This is a genomic window from Streptomyces sp. RP5T (assembly GCF_003933965.1).
Taxonomy (GTDB): Bacteria; Actinomycetota; Actinomycetes; order Streptomycetales; family Streptomycetaceae; genus Streptomyces.
This window is the reverse complement of record NZ_RSAJ01000048.1, coordinates 1-21,643: the sequence shown is the minus strand read 5'-3', so window position 1 is coordinate 21,643 and position 21,643 is coordinate 1. Positions and strand designations below refer to the sequence as shown.

At 69.5% G+C, this 21,643-nt stretch carries 20 protein-coding genes; 15 read left to right on the top strand and 5 right to left on the bottom strand.

Annotated elements, in window-relative coordinates; all coding sequences use genetic code 11:
* Positions 1-49 precede the first annotated feature (49 nt).
* Positions 50-367 (bottom strand): PASTA domain-containing protein, encoded by a 318-nt coding sequence (locus tag EHS43_RS08085; protein WP_125189850.1) that lies wholly within the window; start codon positions 365-367, stop codon positions 50-52.
* Between the two features lie 110 nt (positions 368-477).
* A complete protein-coding gene (locus EHS43_RS08080; protein WP_125189845.1) occupies positions 478-1,002 on the bottom strand; it encodes a GNAT family N-acetyltransferase in 525 nt (174 codons plus the stop codon).
* A gap of 121 nt (positions 1,003-1,123) precedes the next feature.
* On the opposite strand from EHS43_RS08080, the gene EHS43_RS08075 reads away from it, so the two are divergent.
* Complete coding sequence (locus EHS43_RS08075) at positions 1,124-2,410, top strand: geranylgeranyl reductase family protein (protein ID WP_125189844.1); 1,287 nt, start codon at positions 1,124-1,126, stop codon at positions 2,408-2,410.
* 105 nt (positions 2,411-2,515) lie between these two features.
* On the opposite strand, the gene def is transcribed toward EHS43_RS08075, so the two are convergent.
* Together def and EHS43_RS08065 are read right to left on the bottom strand one after the other, a co-directional pair.
* The gene (gene def / locus EHS43_RS08070) at positions 2,516-3,199 is read right to left on the bottom strand and encodes a peptide deformylase (protein WP_125189843.1); all 684 of its coding nucleotides are present in this window, start codon (positions 3,197-3,199) and stop codon (positions 2,516-2,518) included.
* Positions 3,200-3,328: 129 nt separating this feature from the next.
* Complete coding sequence (locus EHS43_RS08065; RefSeq protein ID WP_125189842.1) at positions 3,329-4,135, bottom strand: C40 family peptidase; 807 nt, start codon at positions 4,133-4,135, stop codon at positions 3,329-3,331.
* A 733-nt stretch (positions 4,136-4,868) separates the two neighbouring features.
* Here EHS43_RS08065 and EHS43_RS08060 point away from each other — a divergent pair.
* The 14 genes from EHS43_RS08060 to nuoN are packed head-to-tail and all read left to right on the top strand — an operon-like array spanning position 4,869 to position 20,949.
* Positions 4,869-5,228, top strand: a complete 360-nt coding sequence (locus tag EHS43_RS08060) for an NADH-quinone oxidoreductase subunit A (RefSeq protein WP_007383963.1) — start codon at positions 4,869-4,871, stop codon at positions 5,226-5,228.
* 14 nt (positions 5,229-5,242) lie between these two features.
* The gene (locus tag EHS43_RS08055; protein ID WP_007383964.1) at positions 5,243-5,797 is read left to right on the top strand and encodes an NADH-quinone oxidoreductase subunit B family protein; all 555 of its coding nucleotides are present in this window, start codon (positions 5,243-5,245) and stop codon (positions 5,795-5,797) included.
* Positions 5,794-6,549 carry an NADH-quinone oxidoreductase subunit C gene (locus EHS43_RS08050; RefSeq protein ID WP_125189841.1) on the top strand — a complete coding sequence of 252 codons (756 nt, stop codon included), beginning with the start codon at positions 5,794-5,796 and terminating at the stop codon, positions 6,547-6,549. The genes EHS43_RS08055 and EHS43_RS08050 overlap by 4 nt, the downstream gene beginning before the upstream one ends.
* The gene (locus EHS43_RS08045) at positions 6,546-7,868 is read left to right on the top strand and encodes an NADH-quinone oxidoreductase subunit D (RefSeq protein ID WP_125189840.1); all 1,323 of its coding nucleotides are present in this window, start codon (positions 6,546-6,548) and stop codon (positions 7,866-7,868) included. The genes EHS43_RS08050 and EHS43_RS08045 overlap by 4 nt, the downstream gene beginning before the upstream one ends.
* On the top strand, positions 7,865-8,746 hold the full coding sequence (gene nuoE, locus EHS43_RS08040) for an NADH-quinone oxidoreductase subunit NuoE (protein ID WP_125189839.1): 882 nt from the start codon (positions 7,865-7,867) through the stop codon (positions 8,744-8,746). The genes EHS43_RS08045 and nuoE overlap by 4 nt, the downstream gene beginning before the upstream one ends.
* Positions 8,746-10,095 (top strand): NADH-quinone oxidoreductase subunit NuoF, encoded by a 1,350-nt coding sequence (gene nuoF / locus EHS43_RS08035; RefSeq protein WP_125189838.1) that lies wholly within the window; start codon positions 8,746-8,748, stop codon positions 10,093-10,095. Before nuoE ends, nuoF begins: the two co-directional genes overlap by 1 nt.
* The gene (locus tag EHS43_RS08030) at positions 10,092-12,596 is read left to right on the top strand and encodes an NADH-quinone oxidoreductase subunit G (RefSeq protein WP_125189837.1); all 2,505 of its coding nucleotides are present in this window, start codon (positions 10,092-10,094) and stop codon (positions 12,594-12,596) included. The genes nuoF and EHS43_RS08030 overlap by 4 nt, the downstream gene beginning before the upstream one ends.
* Complete coding sequence (nuoH, locus tag EHS43_RS08025; protein ID WP_125189836.1) at positions 12,593-13,969, top strand: NADH-quinone oxidoreductase subunit NuoH; 1,377 nt, start codon at positions 12,593-12,595, stop codon at positions 13,967-13,969. Before EHS43_RS08030 ends, nuoH begins: the two co-directional genes overlap by 4 nt.
* On the top strand, positions 13,962-14,612 hold the full coding sequence (nuoI, locus tag EHS43_RS08020; protein WP_020135934.1) for an NADH-quinone oxidoreductase subunit NuoI: 651 nt from the start codon (positions 13,962-13,964) through the stop codon (positions 14,610-14,612). Before nuoH ends, nuoI begins: the two co-directional genes overlap by 8 nt.
* Positions 14,609-15,451 carry an NADH-quinone oxidoreductase subunit J gene (locus tag EHS43_RS08015; protein ID WP_125189835.1) on the top strand — a complete coding sequence of 281 codons (843 nt, stop codon included), beginning with the start codon at positions 14,609-14,611 and terminating at the stop codon, positions 15,449-15,451. The genes nuoI and EHS43_RS08015 overlap by 4 nt, the downstream gene beginning before the upstream one ends.
* On the top strand, positions 15,448-15,747 hold the full coding sequence (gene nuoK, locus EHS43_RS08010; protein ID WP_003974374.1) for an NADH-quinone oxidoreductase subunit NuoK: 300 nt from the start codon (positions 15,448-15,450) through the stop codon (positions 15,745-15,747). Before EHS43_RS08015 ends, nuoK begins: the two co-directional genes overlap by 4 nt.
* A 14-nt stretch (positions 15,748-15,761) precedes the next feature.
* A complete protein-coding gene (gene nuoL / locus EHS43_RS08005) occupies positions 15,762-17,726 on the top strand; it encodes an NADH-quinone oxidoreductase subunit L (RefSeq protein WP_125189834.1) in 1,965 nt (654 codons plus the stop codon).
* A 5-nt stretch (positions 17,727-17,731) separates the two neighbouring features.
* Positions 17,732-19,303 (top strand): NADH-quinone oxidoreductase subunit M, encoded by a 1,572-nt coding sequence (locus EHS43_RS08000; RefSeq protein ID WP_125189833.1) that lies wholly within the window; start codon positions 17,732-17,734, stop codon positions 19,301-19,303.
* Positions 19,300-20,949, top strand: a complete 1,650-nt coding sequence (gene nuoN, locus EHS43_RS07995) for an NADH-quinone oxidoreductase subunit NuoN (protein WP_125189832.1) — start codon at positions 19,300-19,302, stop codon at positions 20,947-20,949. The genes EHS43_RS08000 and nuoN overlap by 4 nt, the downstream gene beginning before the upstream one ends.
* Positions 20,950-21,024: 75 nt before the next feature.
* Here nuoN and EHS43_RS07990 read toward each other — a convergent pair whose 3' ends face one another.
* Positions 21,025-21,582: a hypothetical protein gene (locus EHS43_RS07990; RefSeq protein ID WP_185806154.1), complete on the bottom strand. Its 558-nt coding sequence runs from the start codon at positions 21,580-21,582 to the stop codon at positions 21,025-21,027.
* Between the last annotated feature and the right edge of the window lie 61 nt (positions 21,583-21,643).

Here is a 21,643-nt window from a genome sequence, read left to right as displayed (position 1 = left end):
GCCGCCGTCCGGTCCGGCGACAGGCGGAACGGCGGGGCGGGACGGTACGTCAGAGCCCCGTCACACAGCGGACCACGTACGGATCGCCCGGCTCGTCCAGTTCGCGCTGGAGGCCGCCGCTCGGGGGTCTGGGGATGCGGGGCTCGCGGATGCCTCCGCCGCCCTCACCCGGGCCGAGGTCGAACCACACGTACACCACCGAGTCCCGCGGCACCTCCGCGCCGGCCTGCGGGTACTGGCGTACGACGTAGTCGACGACGGCCTGGTGGAAGTCCTTGCGGTCCGGCGCGTTGACGAACAGGCCCTGTGCCCGGGCCGTCTCGCGCGCGTCGACGGCCATGAGCCCGACCAGACGCGGTACGCGCACTTCGGGCGTCTTGGGTGGTATACGCACAGATGTCACCCCCAGCGGTACTGGAAGGGTAACTCCGGCCCGGGCGCGGCCGGAAGAGTCGGGTGTCTTTCCGTAGCAGACCGCTACTCCGTGTGACTTCCTTGCAGGGAGAGCCGGAAGCACAGTGCCTCTTCCTGGAAGAGGGGGTGCGGGTAGGTCTCCGCGAGTTCCATCCCGAGGCGCTTGGTGACCGCGATCGACCGTTCGTTGCCGGGTCTGACCATCGCCACCACGTCCGTGACACCCGCGGCCCTCAGCCGCTCCAGGGTCATCTCCGCGGCCACCGTGGCGTACCCGCGGCCCCAGTACGCCCGCCCGAGCCGCCACCCGATCTCGATCTCGCCCGTCGGCCCCCAGTCCCGCGGCCAGGGCTGGGCGCCGGTGAAGCCGATGACCTGGCCGTCCTCGCCGAGCATGGTCCACAGGCAGAAACCCCGCTCGGCGTCGTGCCGGCGCTGGCGCGCGGTGAGCTCCTCGTAGACGTACAACTCCGCGGACCGGCCACCGTGGAACTCCATGACGGCCGGGTCGTCGAAGAGCCGGTGCCAGGCGACGGCGTCCTCGTCGGTGGGGACGCGCAGCCGTACGACGGGCAGAGCTCGGTCCATGGGGCAGCCCTTCAGCCGGGTGATCAATTCTGCTGAATAGACTGCCCATGTCCAGTGCCGGTCGGCACACGGATTCAGAACTTGATTCCGAACTTGATTCCGAGCCTGGGGAGATCCCGCCGTGACCGAGCCCCTGTCCGAGAACACCGCCGATGTCATCGTCGTCGGCGCGGGGCCGGCCGGCTCCACGACCGCCTACCACCTCGCCAAGTCCGGACTCGACGTGCTCCTCCTGGAGAAGACCGAGTTCCCGCGCGAGAAGGTCTGCGGCGACGGCCTCACCCCGCGTGCCACCAAGCAGCTCGTGGCCATGGGCATCGACATCTCCGAAGAGGCCGGCTGGCTGCGCAACAAGGGCCTCCGGATCATCGGCGGCGGCGTACGCCTCCAGCTCGACTGGCCGGAGCTGGCCTCCTTCCCCGACTACGGCCTCGTCCGCAAGCGCGACGACTTCGACGAGCAGCTCGCCCGCCAGGCCCAGAAGGCGGGCGCGCGGCTCTACGAGCGCTGCAACGTCGGCGCCCCGATCGTCGACGACCGCACCGGCCGGATCACCGGCGTCCACGCCAAGCTGGGCGAGGACAAGCGTGAAGTCACCTTCCACGCGCCCCTGGTGGTGGCCGCCGACGGCAACTCCACCCGGCTCTCCCTCGCGATGGGCCTGCACCGCCGCGAGGACCGCCCGATGGGCGTCGCCGTACGCACGTACTTCGAGAGCCCCCGCCACAAGGACGACTACCTGGAGTCCTGGCTGGAGCTGTGGGACCGCCGCGGTCCCGGTGAGGACCGGCTGCTGCCCGGCTACGGCTGGATCTTCGGCATGGGTGACGGCACCTCCAATGTCGGCCTCGGTGTGCTGAACACCTCCGACTCCTTCAAGGAGCTCGACTGGCGCGAGGTGCTGAAGGCCTGGTGCGCCTCCATGCCGGAGGACTGGGGCTACACCCCGGACAACATGACCGGCCCGATCCGCGGTGCCGCCCTGCCGATGGCCTTCAACCGCCAGCCGCACTACACCAAGGGCCTGCTCCTGGTCGGCGACGCCGGCGGCATGGTGAACCCCTTCAACGGCGAGGGCATCGCCTACGCCATGGAGTCCGGCCAGATCGCCGCCGACGTCATCGTCCAGGCCCACGCCCGCGCGACGCCCGCCCAGCGGGAGATCGCCCTCCAGCGCTACCCGCAGGTCCTCAAGGACACCTACGGCGGCTACTACACGCTGGGCCGCGCCTTCGTGAAGCTCATCGGCAACCCGAAGGTCATGAAGATCGCGGCCCAGCGCGGCCTGACCCACCCGCTGCTCATGAAGTTCACCCTCAAGATGCTCGCCAACCTCACCGACCCCACGGGCGGCGACGCGATGGACCGGATCATCAACGGGCTGAGCAAGGTGGCGCCGAAGGCGTGACGGGAGCCCCCGCACCGGAGCACCGTGGAGGGATGGACGCAGCGGTCGCGTTACCCGTGTTCGTCATCCTCGTCGCGGTGTCGGTGTGGGCGCTGGTCCACTCCCTCAGGCGCTGAACGTGCCCCGGGCGTCCTGGGTGCCCTGGGCGTCCTGGGCGTCCCGGGCGCCGTTCAGCGCCTCGATGTTGGCCGCCCGGCGGGCGAACACCTCCTCCCGCCGGTCCGCCACCTGCCGCAGCGCCTCCTTGCGCTCGCGCGCGGACAGCCGGTCCAGGTACGTGTGCCCGTTCACATGGTCCGTCTCATGGGCCAGGCACCGCGCGAAGTAGCCGGTCCCCTCGATCACGAGCGGCTCGCCGTCCCGGTCGAACCCGCGCACCACGGCCCGGTCAGGACGCGGTACGGCCATGACGGCGCCCGGCACCGACAGGCACCCCTCGCCGTCGTCGAGCAGCCTGCGCCCGGCCGGATCGAGCGTGTCGAGCACCGGATTGACGACGTGTCCGACATGCCGGACTCCGTCGTCGTCGGGGCAGTCGTACACGAAGAGCCGCAGGGCGACGCCGACCTGGTTCGCCGCCAGGCCCGCCCCGTCCGCGATGTACATCGTCAGGAACATGTCGTCGATCAGCGCGGCGAGGTCGGGCCCGAACTCGGTCACGTCCCGGCACGGCTTGTGCAGCACCTCCTCGCCGACCTCGGTGATGCGCCGCACCCGCCCGCGCCGGGCCTCGGGGGCGAGCCGCGGGTACGAGTCGGTGGGCCTGCCGTGAACGAACACACTGGGCATGGTGCTGTCTCCTGTCGCGCAGCGGCGGTGCGGACGCACCGCGGATGCCCCCATCCAACCGCGCGCGGGAGAACGGAAGGGCCGCAGCCCCCGAGCGGCTGCGGCCCTTCCACGCTGTTGTCGAGTCCGTCAGAGCACCCGCACCGCACCGGTCGGCGGGTCGTAGGACAGCGGCTTCTCGGCGACACCCGTCGAGGGGTTCTGCGCGCCGACGAACATGCCGTCACCGACGTACACGGCGACGTGGTACGCGCTGCCCGCGCTGCCCCAGTACAGGATGTCGCCCGGCTGGAGGTTGCTCAGCGAGACCTGGGTGCCGGCGGTCGACTGGTCCTGCGAGACGCGCGGCAGGTCGACGCCGATCTGGCTGAACGCCGCCTGCACCAGCCCCGAACAGTCCCACGAGTTGGGGCCGGTGCCGCCGGAGACGTACGCGTCACCGATCTGCGCCTTCACGAAGGCGATGACGGCCGCGGCCGAACCGGTGGCCGTGGACGAGCTCGTGGAGACGCCGGCGCTCGCCGAGGCGGACAGGGTGGTCCGCTCGGAGCTGCGCGAGGCGGCCTCCTCCGCGGCGGCCCTGCGGGCCTCCTCGGCCTTCTTCTTGGCCTCCGCCTTCTTCTTGGCCTCCGCGAGGTCCGCCTTGGCCTGCTTCGCCGCCTTTGCGGCAGCCGCGTCACGCTCGGCCTGAAGCTGGTAGTTGGCGGCCGCCTGCTGCATCGCGTCGGCGGACTCGGCGACCTGGCTGCCCAGGTCGGCCGAGAGGGTGGGCAGTTCGAGGGTCTGCGTCGTCGACTCGGCGGCGAACGCCGAAGCCGACGCGCCCGCCGCTGCCATGCTGAGCACGCCACCGGCGACACCGGCACGCACGGCGAGCGAAGTCGTCGCGCTGCGGCGGGGTTTCCGGTGGCTGCGTATGTGAGCGGTGTGGGACATGAGACCAACTGGTATCAGGGGCTCCTCCATACCTTCAAGAAACGTGGGCTGCGCCACAGTTGTTCAATCGCCGGCCCGAATCCCCGGCGTGCCGACCTTTATTGACGCCGTAACGGACATTGCGGACTCTCGTGATCATGGCCGTGATCATGGACTTTCGCTGTTACGCCCGAATTGCCCCGCAGCTACCATCCGTTGGGCCCGATGGCCAAGCCCTCTTCTTGTGGATCACTTGTGTGTGTGGCGGAGGTCACGCAACGGTTACGGCCACGGCTGCGTCCCGAGTCGGCCGGCGCTCGTGAATGTGTGCACGTGTCCACACCCGTCCTCGTACCTCCCCCTGATGTGTGAACGCGGTGCACTACCAAGCGGCCGCGCCCTGCGCCAATTTGCATGCAGAAGAAGTCTCTTGATATGGAGACGCCTCTTCCGACCTGCGCCGACGAGCGAAAATGTCACCTCTGGTGATCACTCGGACGCTTCTCGTATGAAGATCACTGCTGATCCGACTTCATGATCCTTCGTCTGGTGGTGGAGATCACAAAGCTTGTGCAATACCCCGTGTCGCAGATCACAGACCGGCGGGCATAAGATGCGGGTCAGTTGGGCTTGTGACCTGCTTCACATGTTCGCGATCTTCGTCGGGTCGACGGAGGTTCAGGGGGCGTATGAGGCGGGTGTGAGTCCGATGCCATCGCCAGCAGTCAGTGCCGACTGAGAGGAGCGAGGAGCGGTGAACGCTTATGCGCCCATCCTCGTACTGGGAGCCCTCGGGGCAGGCTTTGCGATCTTCTCCGTGGTCATGGCCACGCTGATCGGTCCGAAGCGGTACAACCGGGCCAAGCTAGAGGCCTACGAGTGCGGGATCGAGCCGACCCCCACGCCGGCCGGCGGCGGGCGCTTCCCCATCAAGTACTACCTGACGGCGATGCTCTTCATCGTCTTCGACATCGAGATCGTCTTCCTCTACCCCTGGGCCGTCACCTTCGACGCCCTGGGTGTTTTCGGGCTCGTGGAGATGCTGCTCTTCGTGCTCACCGTCTTCGTCGCGTACGCGTACGTATGGCGGCGCGGCGGCCTGGAATGGGACTGAGGGGCCTTTAACTCATGGGACTCGAAGAAAAGCTGCCGAGCGGCTTCCTGCTGACCACCGTCGAGCAGGCCGCGGGCTGGGTGCGCAAGGCGTCCGTCTTCCCGGCCACGTTCGGCCTGGCCTGCTGTGCCATCGAGATGATGACCACGGGCGCCGGACGCTACGACCTGGCCCGCTTCGGCATGGAGGTCTTCCGCGGCTCACCCCGCCAGGCGGACCTCATGATCGTCGCCGGCCGGGTCAGCCAGAAGATGGCGCCGGTGCTCCGGCAGGTCTACGACCAGATGCCGAACCCCAAGTGGGTCATCTCCATGGGGGTCTGCGCCTCCTCGGGCGGCATGTTCAACAACTACGCGATCGTGCAGGGCGTCGACCACATCGTCCCGGTCGACATCTATCTGCCCGGCTGCCCGCCACGGCCCGAGATGCTGATGGACGCGATCCTCAAGCTCCACCAGAAGATCCAGTCCTCCAAGCTCGGCGTGAACGCCGAGGAGGCGGCCCGCGAGGCGGAGGAGGCGGCGCTCAAGGCCCTGCCCACGATCGAGATGAAGGGGCTGCTGCGATGAGCGACGCGAACGGTGCCCATGGCGCGTCGAACGGGGTGAACCCCGAGAAGGACCTCGGCGCCTCCAACCTCCCCGGCCAGCGCGGCGAGGGCGGTGAGGAGATCCGCGTCCAGCGCGGCATGTTCGGCGCCAACAACGGCGGGGACACCTCCGGTTACGGCGGCCTGGTCCGCTCGGTCCGCCTCCCGGGACCGGCGGCCCGCCCCTACGGCGGCTGGTTCGACGAGGTCGCCGACGAACTGGAGGGCGCCCTGGAGGAACAGGGACTGCTCCCCGACAACGCGATCGAGAAGACGGTCGTCGACCGCGGCGAGCTCACCTTCCACGTCGAGCGCGAGCACCTGCTGCGCGTCGCGCAGACCCTGCGCGACGACCCGGCCCTGCGCTTCGAGCTCTGCACCGGCGTCAGCGGGGTCCACTACCCCCACGACAAGGGCCGCGAGCTGCACGCCGTCTACCACCTGCGCTCGATCACCCACAACCGGCTGATCCGCCTGGAGGTCAGCGCCCCGGACGCCGACCCGCGCGTGCCGTCCCTGGTGTCGGTGTACCCGACCAACGACTGGCACGAGCGCGAGACCTACGACTTCTTCGGGATCGTCTTCGACGGTCACCCGGCCCTGACGCGGATCATGATGCCGGACGACTGGCAGGGCCATCCGCAGCGCAAGGACTACCCCCTCGGCGGCATCCCCGTCGAGTACAAGGGCGCCCAGATCCCGGCTCCGGACCAGCGGAGGTCGTACTCGTGAGCACGCAGTCAGCATCCGCCCGCGAGACCACCGAGGGCACCGTCTACACGGTCACCGGTGGCGACTGGGACGAGGTCGTCCAGAGCGCGGCCAAGGCCGACGACGAGCGCATCGTCGTCAACATGGGGCCCCAGCACCCCTCCACCCACGGGGTGCTCCGCCTGATCCTGGAGATCGACGGCGAGACGGTGACCGAGGCCCGCTGCGGCATCGGCTACCTGCACACCGGCATCGAGAAGAACCTCGAGTTCCGCACGTGGACGCAGGGCACCACGTTCGTGACGCGCATGGACTACCTGACGTCCTTCTTCAACGAGACCGCCTACTGCCTCGCCGTCGAGAAGCTCCTCGGCATCGAGGACCAGATCCCCGACCGGGCCACCCTCATCCGGGTGCTCCTGATGGAGCTGAACCGGCTCTCCTCGCACCTGGTGTGCATCGCCACCGGCGGCATGGAGCTCGGCGCCACCACGATCATGATCTACGGATTCCGTGATCGTGAAATGATTCTCGACATCTACGAGCTCATCACGGGCCTCAGGATGAACCACGCGTACATCCGCCCCGGCGGACTCGCGCAGGACCTGCCGCCCGGCGCGGTGGACCACATCCGCGAGTTCGTGAAGAAGATGAAGAAGAACCTCCCGGAGTACGACAAGCTCGCCACCGGGAACCCCATCTTCAAGGCCCGTATGCAGGACGTCGGCTACCTGGACCTCGCGGGCTGCATGGCCCTCGGCGCCACCGGCCCCATCCTGCGCTCCACCGGCCTGCCGCACGACCTGCGCAAGGCCCAGCCCTACTGCGGCTACGACACCTACGAGTTCGACGTCCCGACCGCCGACACCTGCGACTCCTACGGCCGCTTCCTGATCCGCCTGGAGGAGATGCGCCAGTCGCTCAGGATCGTCGAGCAGTGCCTGGACCGGCTCCAGCCGGGACCGGTCATGGTCGCCGACAAGAAGATCGCCTGGCCCGCCCAGCTCGCGCTCGGCCCCGACGGGCTCGGCAACTCCCTCGACCACATCAAGAAGATCATGGGCACCTCCATGGAGGCCCTGATCCACCACTTCAAGCTGGTCACCGAGGGCTTCCGCGTCCCGCCGGGACAGGCGTACGCGGCCGTCGAGTCGCCCAAGGGCGAGCTCGGCGTGCACGCCGTGTCCGACGGCGGCACCCGCCCCTTCCGGGTCCACTTCCGCGACCCGTCCTTCACCAACCTTCAGGCCATGGCGGCGATGTGCGAGGGCGGCCAGGTCGCCGACGTCATCGTCGCTGTCGCGTCCATCGACCCCGTGATGGGAGGCGTCGACCGGTGACCACCAGTTCTTCCGAGCGGGGCGTCAGCCTGGGCATGCCCGCACTGCCCGCACCCGCCTACCCGGACGACGTCCGAGCCCGGCTGGAGGCCGACGCGCGCGAGATCATCGCCCGCTACCCGGACTCCCGCTCGGCGCTCCTGCCGCTGCTGCACCTCGTGCAGTCGGAGGAGGGGCACGTCACGCGGACCGGGATGCAGTTCTGCGCGGACGTGCTGGGGCTGACCACGGCCGAGGTCACCGCGGTGGCCACCTTCTACACCATGTACCGGCGCAAGCCGTCCGGTGACTACCAGGTGGGGGTCTGCACCAACACCCTCTGCGCGGTGATGGGCGGCGACGCGATCTTCTCCGAGCTCCAGGAGCACCTGGGCGTCGGCAACGGCGAGACCACCGACGACGGCAAGGTCACCCTGGAGCACATCGAGTGCAACGCGGCCTGCGACTTCGCCCCGGTCGTGATGGTCAACTGGGAGTTCTTCGACAACCAGACTCCGGACACCGCCAAGCGCCTCGTCGACGACCTGCGCGCGGGGCGTGCGGTCGAGCCCACGCGCGGGGCGCCGATGTGCACCTTCAAGGAGACCGCGCGGATCCTCGCCGGCTTCCCCGACGAGCGGCCGGGAGCCGTCGAGGCGAGCGGCGGGGCCGGACCCGCGTCCCTGGTGGGTCTTCGCCTGGCCAGGGGAGAGGCCGCACCCGCGCGCGTGGTCCATCCGCGCGAGGGCGCACCGCAGGACCGCGACGCCGCAGCGCCGGACCGGGACGTCCACGAGCCGTCCCCGACGCAGCACCTGAGCTCACACGACGCGCCACAGGACACGTCGGCCTCCGACCCGGCCCACCCGGCCGGGCCCGCCGCCGAGGAGGGGGAGTGATGACCTTGGCACCCGAACTCAAAGACACCAGCCCCGAGAAGCTGCTCGCACCCGTGCTGTCGGCCTTCTGGGACGAGGACAAGTCCTGGACGCTGGACGTCTACAAGAGGCACGAGGGATACGAGGGGCTCCGCAAGGCGCTCGCGATGTCGCCGGACGACCTGATCGCGTACGTCAAGGACTCCGGTCTGCGCGGCCGCGGCGGCGCCGGATTCCCCACCGGGATGAAATGGCAGTTCATTCCGCAGGGAGACGGAAAGCCGCACTACCTGGTGGTCAACGCCGACGAATCGGAGCCCGGGACCTGCAAGGACATCCCGCTCCTCTTCGCGAACCCGCACAGCCTCATCGAGGGCATGATCATCGCGTGCTACGCCATCAGGTCGTCGCACGCCTTCATCTACCTGCGGGGCGAAGTCGTCCCCGTGCTGCGGCGGCTGCACTCGGCCGTGAGCGAGGCCTACGCGGCCGGCTACCTCGGACAGAACATCCTGGGCAGCGGACTCGATCTCGACATCACCGTGCACGCCGGGGCCGGGGCGTACATCTGCGGTGAGGAGACCGCACTGCTCGACTCGCTCGAAGGCCGCCGTGGTCAACCGCGACTGCGTCCCCCCTTCCCCGCGGTGGCCGGCCTCTACGCCTGCCCGACCGTGGTGAACAACGTGGAGTCGATCGCGTCGGTTCCCGCGATCCTCCACCGGGGGAAGGACTGGTTCAGGTCGATGGGCAGCGAGAAGTCCCCGGGCTTCACGCTCTACTCGCTCAGCGGCCACGTCGCGAGCCCCGGCCAGTACGAGGCCCCGCTCGGTATCACGCTCCGCCAGCTCCTGGAGATGAGCGGCGGCATGCGGCCCGGCCACCGGCTGAAGTTCTGGACGCCGGGCGGCTCCTCCACGCCGATGTTCACCGACGAGCACCTCGACGTCCCCCTCGACTACGAGGGTGTCGGCGCGGCCGGTTCCATGCTCGGCACCAAGGCCCTGCAGTGCTTCGACGAGACGACCTGCGTGGTCCGCGCCGTCACCCGCTGGACCGAGTTCTACGCCCACGAGTCCTGCGGCAAGTGCACCCCGTGCCGTGAAGGCACCTACTGGCTCGTGCAGTTGCTGCGCGACATCGAGGCCGGCAAGGGCGTCATGTCCGACCTCGACAAGCTCAACGACATCGCCGACAACATCAACGGCAAGTCCTTCTGCGCCCTCGGCGACGGTGCCGCCTCGCCGATCTTCTCCTCGCTGAAGTACTTCCGCGAGGAGTACGAGCAGCACATCACGGGCCGCGGCTGCCCCTTCGACCCGGCCAAGTCGACGGTCTGGGCCGACTCCCGCACGGAGGTGAACGCATGACCGTGACCACCAACGCTCCCTCCGGTGGGGGAGAGGCGGCGGTCCCGCCGGAGGATCTCGTCTCGCTGACGATCGACGGCGCCGAGATCAGCGTGCCCAAGGGCACCCTGGTCATCCGGGCCGCCGAACAGCTCGGCATCGAGATCCCCCGGTTCTGCGACCACCCCCTCCTCGACCCGGCCGGCGCCTGCCGGCAGTGCATCGTCGAGGTCGAGGGCCAGCGCAAGCCGATGGCCTCCTGCACCATCACCTGCACCGACGGGATGGTGGTGAAGACCCACCTCACCTCGCCGGTCGCCGAGAAGGCCCAGCACGGGGTGATGGAGCTCCTCCTCATCAACCACCCGCTGGACTGCCCGGTCTGCGACAAGGGCGGCGAGTGCCCCCTGCAGAACCAGGCCATGTCCCACGGGCAGGCCGAGTCCCGCTTCGAGGGCAAGAAGCGGACCTACGAGAAGCCCGTCCCGATCTCCACCCAGGTACTGCTCGACCGCGAGCGGTGCGTGCTGTGCGCCCGCTGCACCCGCTTCTCCAACCAGGTCGCGGGCGACCCCATGATCGAGCTGATCGAGCGGGGCGCGCTCCAGCAGGTCGGCACCGGCGAGGGCGACCCCTTCGAGTCGTACTTCTCCGGCAACACCATCCAGATCTGCCCGGTCGGCGCGCTCACCTCGGCGGCGTACCGATTCCGCTCCCGTCCCTTCGACCTGGTGTCGTCCCCGAGCGTGTGCGAGCACTGCTCGGGCGGCTGCGCCACCCGCACCGACCACCGGCGCGGCAAGGTCATGCGCAAGCTCGCGGCCAACGACCCCGAGGTCAACGAGGAGTGGATCTGCGACAAGGGGCGCTTCGCCTTCCGGTACGCGCAGCAGCGCGACCGGCTGGAGCACCCGCTGGTGCGCAACCCCGAGGGCGAACTGGTGCCGGCGTCCTGGCCGGAGGCGCTCCAGATCGCCGCCCAGGGGCTGCTCGCCTCGCGCGGCCGGGCCGGAGTCCTCACCGGCGGCCGCCTCACCGTCGAGGACGCCTACGCGTACAGCAAGTTCGCGCGCGTGGCGCTCGACACCAACGACATCGACTTCCGCGCGCGCGTGCACAGCAGCGAGGAGGCCGACTTCCTGGCCGCGCGGGTCGCGGGCCGCGGCCGTGACCTCGACGGTACGGGCGTCACGTACACGGCGCTGGAGAAGGCGCCGGCGGTGCTGCTGGTCGGGTTCGAGGCCGAGGAGGAGGCGCCCGGCGTCTTCCTGAGGCTCCGCAAGGCCTGGCGCAAGCACGGCCAGAAGGTGTTCTCGCTCGCCACCCACGCCACCCGCGGCCTGGAGAAGGCGGGCGGCACGCTGCTGCCCGCCGCCCCCGGCACCGAGACCGAGTGGCTGGACGCGCTGGCCGGTGAGGTGGGCCTGGAGGGCGACGGCAGCAGGGCCGCCGAGGCGCTGCGCACCGAGGGCGCGGTGATCGTCGTCGGCGAGCGGCTGGCCGCCGTCGCCGGTGGCCTGACCGCCGCCGTACGGGCCGCCTCCGCGACCGGCGCGCAGCTCGTGTGGATCCCGCGGCGGGCCGGAGAGCGCGGTGCCGTCGAGGCGGGCGCCCTGCCGTCGCTGCTGCCGGGCGGCCGTCCGGCCACCGACCCGCGCGCGCGTGAGGAGGTCGCCTCGGTCTGGGGCGTGGCCGAACTCCCGCACCGCTACGGGCGCGACACCGGCCAGATCGTCGAGGCCGCGATGTCCGGCGAACTCCAGGCCCTGGTGGTCGCCGGCGTCGAGATCGCCGACCTGCCCGATCCGGCACGCGCGCGTGCAGCGCTCCAGGAGGCCGGGTTCGTGGTGTCGCTGGAACTACGGCCCGGCGAGGTCACCGAGCACGCGGACGTCGTCCTGCCGGTGGCCGCGGTCGCCGAGAAGGCCGGCACCTTCCTCAACTGGGAGGGCAGGGTGCGCTTCTTCGAGGCCGCGCTCAAGCCCGACCAGATGACCCGCCGCCTCGCACCGACCGACGCCCGGGTGCTCCAGATGCTGGCCGACGCCATGGACGTGCACCTGGGTCTGCCCGATCTGCGCACCGCGCGCGCGGAGATCGACCGGCTCGGCCCGTGGGACGGACCGCGCGGCACCGAACCCTTCGAGACCGGGGCGCAGTTGCCGCGGCCGGCCGCCGGCGAGGCCGTGCTGGCCGGACACCGGCTGCTCCTCGACCAGGGCCTGCTCCAGCAGGGCGACGAGGCGCTCGCCGGGACCCGGCACGCGGCACGCGCGCGTGTGTCGGCCGCGACGGCCGCCGAGGTGGGCGTCAAGGAAGGCGACCTCCTCGCCGTGACCGGCAAGACCGGGGTCGTCGAACTGCCGCTGCAGATCACCGAGATGCCCGACCGCGTGGTCTGGCTCCCGCTGAACTCCGCCGGCGGGGGTGTCGCCTCCGACGCCGGGGTGCTGCCCGGCTCCCTCGTCCACATCGGCCCGGCGACGCTCGCAGCCGAAGCTCCCCAGGAGGTGGAGGCATGAGCCGGTACCTCGCCGCGGAAGACCTCTCGATGTTCGGCGCCGACCCCTGGTGGCTCGTCGTCATCAAGGCCGTCTTCTGCTTCGCGTTCCTCATGGTGACCGTGCTGTTCTCCATCGTGTGGGAGCGCAAGGTCGTCGCCTGGATGCAGCTGCGCATCGGCCCCAACCGGCACGGGCCCTGGGGCATGCTCCAGTCGCTCGCCGACGGCGTGAAGCTGATGCTGAAGGAAGACGTCATCGTCAAGCGCGCGGACAAGGTCGTCTACGTCCTCGCGCCGATCGTCGCGGCCATCCCGGCCTTCATGGCGATCGCGGTGATCCCCTTCGGCCCGTCCGGGAACGAGATCTCGATCTTCGGCCACCGCACCGCGATGCAGCTCACCGACCTGCCGATCGCGATGCTCTACATCCTCGCGGTCGCCTCGGTCGGCATCTACGGCATCGTCCTCGCGGGCTGGAGCTCCGGGTCGACGTACCCGCTGCTCGGCGGTCTGCGCTCCTGCGCCCAGATGATCTCGTACGAGATCGCCATGGGCGCCGCCTTCGCCTCGGTGTTCCTCTACTCCGGGTCGATGTCCACCTCGGCGATCGTCGAGGCCCAGCAGGACCGCTGGTACATCATCCTGCTGCCGGTCTCCTTCATCATCTACGTCATCACGATGGTCGGCGAGACCAACCGCGCCCCCTTCGACATGCCGGAGTCCGAGGGCGACCTGGTCGGCGGCTTCAACACCGAGTACTCCTCGATCAAGTTCGCGCTGTTCATGCTCGCCGAGTACGTGAACATGGTGACGGTCTCGGCCGTGACGACCACGCTCTTCCTCGGCGGCTGGCGGGCCCCCTGGCCCATCAGCACCTTCTGGGAGGGCGCCAACCACGGCTGGTGGCCGCTGCTCTGGTTCGTGATCAAGGTGCAGCTGCTGCTGTTCTTCTTCATCTGGCTGCGCGGCACGCTTCCGCGGGTCCGCTACGACCAGCTGATGAAGCTCGGCTGGAAGGTCCTCATCCCGGTCTCCGTGGTGTGGCTGATGCTCGTCGCGACCATGCGGACCCTGCGCAACGAGAACTACGGCTTCGCCGACATCGCGCTCTACATCGGCGGCGGTGTGCTGGCCCTGCTGCTGCTCTCCTTCGTCGCCGAGATGTTCCGCGAGAAGTCCAAGGCGGCCGCGGAGCCCGCCGAGCAGCCGGCCGGGTTCGACCCGATGGCGGGCGGATTCCCCGTTCCGCCGCTGCCCGGACAGGAGTTGCCGCCGGTGCCCAGGCGCCGCTCGCGCCAGGAGCGGGAGCTGATTGTCAGTGGCGGGACGGATACTCACAGTGACGGACCGCTGACTGGTTCTACGGATGGAAAGGAGGCGTCCGATGGCTGAGGAACCCAAGGAGACCGAGCAGTTGAAGCCTGGTTTCATGAACCCCGTCGCCGGCTTCGGCGTGACCTTCAAGGCCATGTTCAAGAAGCGGCTGACCGAGCAGTACCCGGAGCAGCAGAAGACCACCGCTCCCCGGTTCCACGGACGGCACCAGCTCAACCGCCATCCGGACGGCCTGGAGAAGTGCGTCGGCTGCGAGCTGTGCGCCTGGGCCTGCCCCGCCGACGCCATCTACGTGGAAGGTGCCGACAACACCGACGAGGAGCGCTACTCGCCCGGCGAGCGGTACGGCCGCGTCTACCAGATCAACTACGCCCGCTGCATCCTGTGCGGACTGTGCATCGAGGCGTGCCCCACGCGCGCGCTGACGATGACCAACGAGTTCGAGCTGGCCGACTCCAGCCGCGCCAACCTCATCTTCACCAAGGAACAGCTGCTCGCCGGCCTCGAAGAGGGCATGGTCGACTCACCCCACGCCATCTACCCCGGCACGGACGAGCAGGACTACTACCGGGGCCTGGTCACCGAGGCCGCGCCCGGCACGGTCCAGCAGGTCGCCGTCTCCAAGGGCGAGGTGGTCCAGGAGGCCGACTCCACCTTCGGTGCGGACGAGCCGGCGTCGGAGAAGGTGATCGGGCGATGACCGCGCCTCTCCAGCTCGCCGCCTCCACCACCTCCACCGGCGAGGCCTTCCAGTTCTGGGTCCTCGGCACCGTCGCCGTGATCGGCGCCCTGTGCACCGTCTTCATGAGGAAGGCCGTGCACAGCGCGCTCTGCCTCGCCGGCACCATGATCGTCCTGGCGGTGTTCTACCTCGCCAACGGCGCCTACTTCCTCGGTGTCGTCCAGATCGTCGTCTACACCGGCGCGATCATGATGCTGTTCCTGTTCGTGGTGATGCTCGTCGGCGTGACCGCCGCGGACTCCCTGAAGGAGACCATCAAGGGCCAGCGCTGGCTGGCCCTGCTGTGCGGGCTCGGCTTCGGCGTCCTGCTGTTCGCCGGCATCGGCAACGCCTCCCTCCACCAGTTCAACGGCCTCGGCCAGGCCAACTCCGGTGGCAACGTGGAGGGCCTGGCGACCCTCATCTTCACCAAGTACGTCTTCGCCTTCGAGATCACCGGCGCCCTGCTGATCACGGCGGCCGTCGGCGCCATGGTGCTCACCCACCGCGAGCGCACCGAACGTGCCCTGACGCAGCGCGAGATGGCCGAGAAGCGCGTCCGCGAGGGCAAGCACGTCCCGCCGCTGCCCGCCCCCGGCGTCTACGCCCGGCACAACGCGGTGGACATCGCGGGCCTGCTGCCCGACGGCACCCCCTCCGAGCTCACGGTCAGCAAGACCCTGCGCGACCGCGGCCAGATCAGGGACGTGTCGGCAGAGGCGCTGAACGACCTGAAGGCCCTGGAGCAGCGCGCCGAGGAACGCCTGGAGCGGACCGAGATCGAACCGGCCACCTTCAAGAAGGAGGCGTCGAAGTGAACCCGGTCAACTACCTCTACCTCGCCGCCCTGTTGTTCACGATCGGCGCCACCGGCGTGCTGATCAGGCGCAACGCGATCGTGGTGTTCATGTGCATCGAGCTCATGCTCAACGCGTGCAACCTCGCGTTCGTCGCCTTCTCCCGGATGCACGGCAATCTCGACGGCCAGATCATCGCCTTCTTCACGATGGTCGTCGCCGCCGCGGAGGTCGTGGTCGGGCTCGCGATCATCGTGTCGCTGTTCCGTTCCCGCCACTCGGCCTCGGTCGACGACGCCAGCCTGATGAAGCTGTAAGGGGTCGCTGAATCGTGGAGAATTTGATCGCGCTGCTCATCGCGGCGCCCCTGCTCGGAGCGGCGGTCCTGCTGACCGGCGGCCGGCGGCTGGACGCCGTCGGCCACTGGATCGGCACCGTCCTCGCCGGCGCTTCCTTCGTGTTCGGCGCCATCCTCTTCGCCGACCTGCTCGGCAAGGACGCCGAGCACCGCACGCTCGTCCAGCACCTGTGGACCTGGATCCCGGTCGAGGGCTTCCAGGCGGACGTCGCCTTCCGCCTCGACCAGCTGTCGATGACGTTCGTCCTGCTGATCACCGGCGTCGGCTCGCTCATCCACGTGTACTCGATCGGGTACATGGAGCACGACGAGCGCCGCCGCCGCTTCTTCGGCTATCTGAACCTGTTCCTCGCCGCGATGCTGGTGCTCGTCCTCGCCGACAACTACCTGCTGCTGTACGTCGGCTGGGAGGGCGTCGGTCTCGCCTCCTACCTGCTGATCGGCTTCTGGCAGCACAAGCCCAGCGCGGCGACCGCCGCGAAGAAGGCCTTCCTGGTCAACCGGGTCGGCGACATGGGCCTGTCGATCGCGATCATGCTGATGTTCACGACCTTCGGCACCTTCGCCTTCGGCCCGGTCCTCGGCAGCCATGAGAAGCCCGGCCTCGTCGAGGGCGCCTCGGAGGCCACGCTCACCGGCATCGCCCTGATGCTGCTGCTCGCCGCCTGCGGCAAGTCGGCCCAGGTGCCGCTGCAGTCCTGGCTCGGGGACGCGATGGAGGGCCCGACCCCGGTCTCGGCCCTGATCCACGCCGCGACCATGGTGACCGCGGGCGTCTACCTGATCGTCCGCTCCGCCAACATCTTCAACCTCGCCCCGGACGCCCAGCTCGTCGTCACCGTCGTCGGTGCCGTCACGCTCCTGTTCGGTGCGATCGTCGGTTGCGCGAAGGACGACATCAAGAAGGCCCTGGCCGGCTCGACCATGTCGCAGATCGGCTACATGGTCCTCGCCGCGGGCCTCGGCCCCATCGGCTACGTCTTCGCGATCATGCACCTGGTGACGCACGGCTTCTTCAAGGCCGGGCTCTTCCTCGGCGCCGGTTCGGTCATGCACGGCATGAACGACGAGGTGGACATGAGGAAGTACGGCGGCCTCAGGAAGTACATGCCGATCACCTTCGTGACCTTCGGCCTCGGCTACCTCGCCATCATCGGCTTCCCGGGCCTGTCCGGCTTCTTCTCCAAGGACAAGATCATCGAGGCGGCCTTCGCCAAGGGCGGCACCGAGGGCTGGATCCTCGGCGCCTGCGCCCTGCTGGGCGCGGCCATCACCGCGTTCTACATGACCCGCGTGATGCTGATGACGTTCTTCGGCGAGGAGCGCTGGAAGAACCAGCCCACCCGCTCCCCGGAGGCCCCGAGCGCCGAGCCCGTGGCCGAACACCACGGCGAACACGCGGAACCGCACCCGCACGAGTCCCCCAGGTCCATGACGATCCCGATGATCGTGCTGGCCTTCGGATCGGTCTTCGCCGGCGGCTTCTTCAGCATCGGCGACCGCTTCCTGCACTGGCTGGAGCCCGTCACCGGGCACAGCCACGGAGACTCCCCGGTCAGCGCGGCCACGGTCACGGCGGCCACGGTCACCGTGATGGTCGTCGGCGTCGCGATCGCCTGGCTCCAGTACGGCAGGCGCCCGGTCCCGGTCGTCGCCCCGCGCGGCTCGCTGCTCACCCGGGCCGCCCGGCGCGACCTGCTCCAGGACGACTTCAACCACGTCGTCCTGGTCCGCGGCGGGGAGCACCTCACGCGGTCCCTGGTCTACGTCGACCACACCCTGGTCGACGGCGTGGTCAACGGCACGGCGGCCTCGGTCGGCGGCCTCTCCGGGCGGATGCGCAAGCTGCAGAACGGCTTCGCGCGGTCGTACGCGGTCTCGATGTTCGGCGGCGCGGCGATCCTCGTCGCCGCGACCCTGCTGATGAGGGCGGTCTGATACCGATGTCCTTTCCTCTGCTGACAGCGACGGCGGCCCTCCCGGCGATCGGGGCGATCGCCACGGCCGCCGTACCGGCCGCGCGGCGCACCGCCGCCAAGTGGCTGGCGCTGCTCGTCTCGCTCGCCACCCTCGCCCTCGCGATCGTCGTCCTGGTCCGCTTCGACCCGGACGGCGCCCGCTACCAGCTCACCGAATCCCACGCCTGGATCGCGGAGTTCGGGGTCCGCTACGAACTGGGCGTGGACGGCATCGGGGTCGCGCTCCTCGCGCTGACCGCGCTGCTGATGCCGTTCATCATCCTGGCGGGCTGGCACGACGCCGACCCGCTGGAGACCGGAAGCAGGCGGTGGCGGCCGACGCAGGGCTTCTTCGCCCTGATCCTGGCCGTCGAGGCGATGGTGATCATCTCCTTCGAGGCCACCGACGTCTTCCTCTTCTACATCTTCTTCGAAGCCATGCTCATCCCGATGTACTTCCTCATCGGCGGCTTCGGGGACCGGGCCCACGCCGGCTCGGACGAGAAGGCGGCGGCCCAACGCTCGTACGCCGCGGTGAAGTTCCTGCTCTACAACCTGGTCGGCGGTCTGATCATGCTGGCCGCGGTGATCGGCCTCTACGTGGTCGCCGGGAACTTCAGCCTCCAGGAGATCGCCGAGGCGCGGGCGGGCGGCACGCTCGACATGGCGACCAACACCGAACGCTGGCTGTTCCTCGGGTTCTTCTTCGCCTTCGCGGTGAAGGCGCCCCTGTGGCCGCTGCACACCTGGCTGCCCAACGCCATGCAGGAGTCCACCGCCCCGGTCGCCGTCCTCATCACCGCGGTCGTCGACAAGGTGGGCACCTTCGCGATGCTCCGCTTCTGCCTCCAGCTCTTCCCGGAGGCCAGCAAGTGGGCGACGCCCGCGATCCTCGTCCTCGCGTTGATCAGCATCATCTACGGGGCGCTGCTCGCGGTCGGCCAGCGGGACATCAAGCGCCTGGTGGCGTACGCGTCGATCTCGCACTTCGGCTTCATCATCATGGGCATCTTCGCGATGACGAGCCAGGGCCAGTCCGGCGCGACGCTCTACATGGTCAACCACGGGATCTCGACGGCCGCGCTGATGCTGGTGGCCGGCTTCCTGATCTCGCGGCGCGGCTCGCGGCTCATCGCCGACTACGGCGGTGTCCAGAAGGTCGCCCCGGTGCTCGCCGGCACCTTCCTGATCGGCGGTCTCGCGACCCTGTCGCTGCCCGGGCTCGCGCCCTTCGTGAGCGAGTTCCTGGTCCTGGTCGGCACGTTCGCGCGCTACCCGGCCATCGGCATCATCGCGACCTTCGGCATCGTGCTCGCCGCGCTCTACACCCTCGTCCTCTACCAGCGGACGATGACGGGCCCGGTGAAGCCGGAGGTCTCCGCGATGCCCGACCTGCGGATGCGCGAGCTCGTGGTCGTCGCGCCGCTGATCGTCCTGCTGATCTTCCTGGGCGTCTATCCCAAGCCGGTGACGGACATCGTCAACCCGGCGGTGAAGTCGACCATGTCCGACGTACACGAGAAGGACCCCAAGCCCGAGGTGGAGGCGGCCAAGTGAGCGCAGTAGCCGTCCACAGCCTGTGGACAACCGCGGCCGACCCGATCTCGAAGATCGACGCGCCGAAGATCGAATACGGGCAGCTGTCGCCCACCCTGATCGTCGTGGGCGCGGCGATCATCGGAGTCCTCGTCGAGGCCTTCGTCCCGCGCAAATCCCGTTACTACGCCCAGCTGTTCGTCTCCGTCGTGGCCCTGTGCGCCGCCTTCGCGGCGGTCGTGGCCCTGGCCGCCGACGGATACGCCACCACCAAGGCCGGCATCGCGGCCATGGGCGCGATCGCCGTCGACGGACCGGCCCTGTTCCTCCAGGGCACGATCCTGCTGGCGGCCCTGGTCGGCCTGTTCACCTTCGCCGAGCGCCGGCTCGACCCCGAGACACACGGCAACCGCGTCGACTCCTTCGCCGCGCAGGCCGCCTCGGTACCGGGCAGCGACAGCGAGAAGGCGGCCGTGAAGGCCGGGTTCACCACCACCGAGGTGTTCCCGCTGCTGCTCTTCGCCGTCGCCGGCATGCTGATTTTCCCGGCCGCCAACGACCTGCTGACGCTGTTCGTGGCCCTGGAGGTCTTCTCGCTCCCGCTGTACCTGCTGTGCGCCCTGGCCCGCCGCAAGCGGCTCATGTCGCAGGAGGCCGCGGTCAAGTACTTCCTGCTCGGCGCGTTCGCCTCCGCGTTCACCCTGTTCGGCATCGCACTGCTCTACGGCTACGCGGGCTCGGTGTCGTACGGCACGATCGCGCAGGTCGTCGACGGCACCATCGGCACCGTGGACCCGGCGCTCGCCGACACCATGGGCAACGACGCGCTGCTGCTGATCGGCGCCGCGATGATCGTCATGGGCCTGCTGTTCAAGGTGGGCGCGGTGCCGTTCCACATGTGGACCCCGGACGTCTACCAGGGCGCCCCGACCCCGGTCACCGGCTTCATGGCGGCGGCGACCAAGGTGGCCGCCTTCGGCGCGCTGCTGAGGATCCTCTACGTCGTCCTGCCGGGCCTGCGCTGGGACTGGCGGCCGGTCATGTGGGCCGTGGCGATCGTCACCATGCTCGGCGGTGCGATCGTCGCGATCACCCAGACCGACATCAAGCGGCTGCTGGCGTACTCCTCGATCGCGCACGCCGGATTCATCCTCGCCGGTGTCATCGCGACCACGCCGGACGGAGTGTCGTCGGTCCTCTTCTACCTGGCCGCGTACTCGTTCGTGACGATCGGCGCGTTCGCGGTGGTCACGCTGGTCCGCGACGCCGGTGGTGAGGCGACGCACCTGTCCAAGTGGGCGGGGCTCGGCCGTCGTTCGCCGCTGGTGGCGGCCGTGTTCGCGGTGTTCCTGCTGGCCTTCGCCGGTATCCCGCTGACCTCCGGCTTCGCCGGGAAGTTCGCCGTGTTCAAGGCGGCGGCTGAGGGCGGGGCGGCCCCGCTCGTCGTGGTCGGTGTGATCTCGTCGGCGATCGCCGCGTTCTTCTACATCCGCGTGATCGTGCTGATGTTCTTCAGCGAGCCGCGCCCGGAGGGGCCGACGGTCGCCGTGCCGTCGCCGCTGACGATGACGGCGATCGGGGTCGGCGTGGCGGTCACGCTGGTGCTCGGTGTGGCGCCGCAGTACTTCCTGGACCTGGCGAACCAGGCGGGAGTGTTCGTGCGCTGACCCGCGAGTCACCTGACCGTGCTCGTGCGGCGGGCCCCGGTTCCCTTCGAGGGAGCCGGGGCCCGCCGCATGCGGTCACACGTCCAGATCCAGGTCCGGCATCAGGTCCAGGTCGGGGCCCAGGTCCGGGTCCGCGTCCGCGTCCGCCGAGCACGTGACGCCGGCGTGGGTGGGGCTGAAGAGACCGCTGGGGTTCGTCCTGTAGATCCAGGCACGCAGGGTGTAGCCGGCGCCCAGGTCCGGCAGAGCGGCCGACTCCTGGAACGTCTGCCCGAACATCGTCGGCGCGGCCGCACCCGACCCGGCCTTCACGACCCACTCCACCGCGATGAGCCTGCGCCCGTAAGCGCCGTCCTCGTAGAGAAGGGCCGCGGGCCTCTCGGGGTCGGTCCCCCCGATGTTCTCCGGGTTGACGTAGCGGTGACCCGTGCCGGGCGCGCAGGCCGCCGTCGGGGTGAAACCGTCCGCGACGGCGTACGGCTCGTAGGCGTACGCGCCGGTGGCCCCGTACGTCCTGGACAGCTCCGTCCAGACGGACGCGTCCGGGTCGGCTGCCTGGGCGGGAACGGCGGTCAGGGAGAAGGCAGCCGCCGCCGCGACGGTGAGCACTGCCTTCAGGGGCCGAGGGGCCATGGTGGTTCTCCTTGAGGCGCTTGAGGGGAGGGGCGCGCGGATGAGGCGCCGTCGGTCGGGA

Bases quoted from the DNA above. Each gene is read 5' to 3' on its own strand.
- nuoH (WP_125189836.1), top strand. From the start codon at position 12,593: ATGAGCCGGTACCTCGCCGCGGAAGACCTCTCGATGTTCGGCGCCGAC.
- EHS43_RS08030 (WP_125189837.1), top strand. From the start codon at position 10,092: ATGACCGTGACCACCAACGCTCCCTCCGGTGGGGGAGAGGCGGCGGTC.
- EHS43_RS07990 (WP_185806154.1), bottom strand. From the start codon at position 21,582: ATGGCCCCTCGGCCCCTGAAGGCAGTGCTCACCGTCGCGGCGGCGGCT.
- nuoI (WP_020135934.1), top strand. From the start codon at position 13,962: ATGGCTGAGGAACCCAAGGAGACCGAGCAGTTGAAGCCTGGTTTCATG.
- EHS43_RS08055 (WP_007383964.1), top strand. From the start codon at position 5,243: ATGGGACTCGAAGAAAAGCTGCCGAGCGGCTTCCTGCTGACCACCGTC.
- EHS43_RS08080 (WP_125189845.1), bottom strand. From the start codon at position 1,002: ATGGACCGAGCTCTGCCCGTCGTACGGCTGCGCGTCCCCACCGACGAG.
- nuoF (WP_125189838.1), top strand. From the start codon at position 8,746: ATGACCTTGGCACCCGAACTCAAAGACACCAGCCCCGAGAAGCTGCTC.
- EHS43_RS08015 (WP_125189835.1), top strand. From the start codon at position 14,609: ATGACCGCGCCTCTCCAGCTCGCCGCCTCCACCACCTCCACCGGCGAG.
- EHS43_RS08000 (WP_125189833.1), top strand. From the start codon at position 17,732: ATGTCCTTTCCTCTGCTGACAGCGACGGCGGCCCTCCCGGCGATCGGG.
- EHS43_RS08065 (WP_125189842.1), bottom strand. From the start codon at position 4,135: ATGTCCCACACCGCTCACATACGCAGCCACCGGAAACCCCGCCGCAGC.
- def (WP_125189843.1), bottom strand. From the start codon at position 3,199: ATGCCCAGTGTGTTCGTTCACGGCAGGCCCACCGACTCGTACCCGCGG.
- EHS43_RS08050 (WP_125189841.1), top strand. From the start codon at position 5,794: ATGAGCGACGCGAACGGTGCCCATGGCGCGTCGAACGGGGTGAACCCC.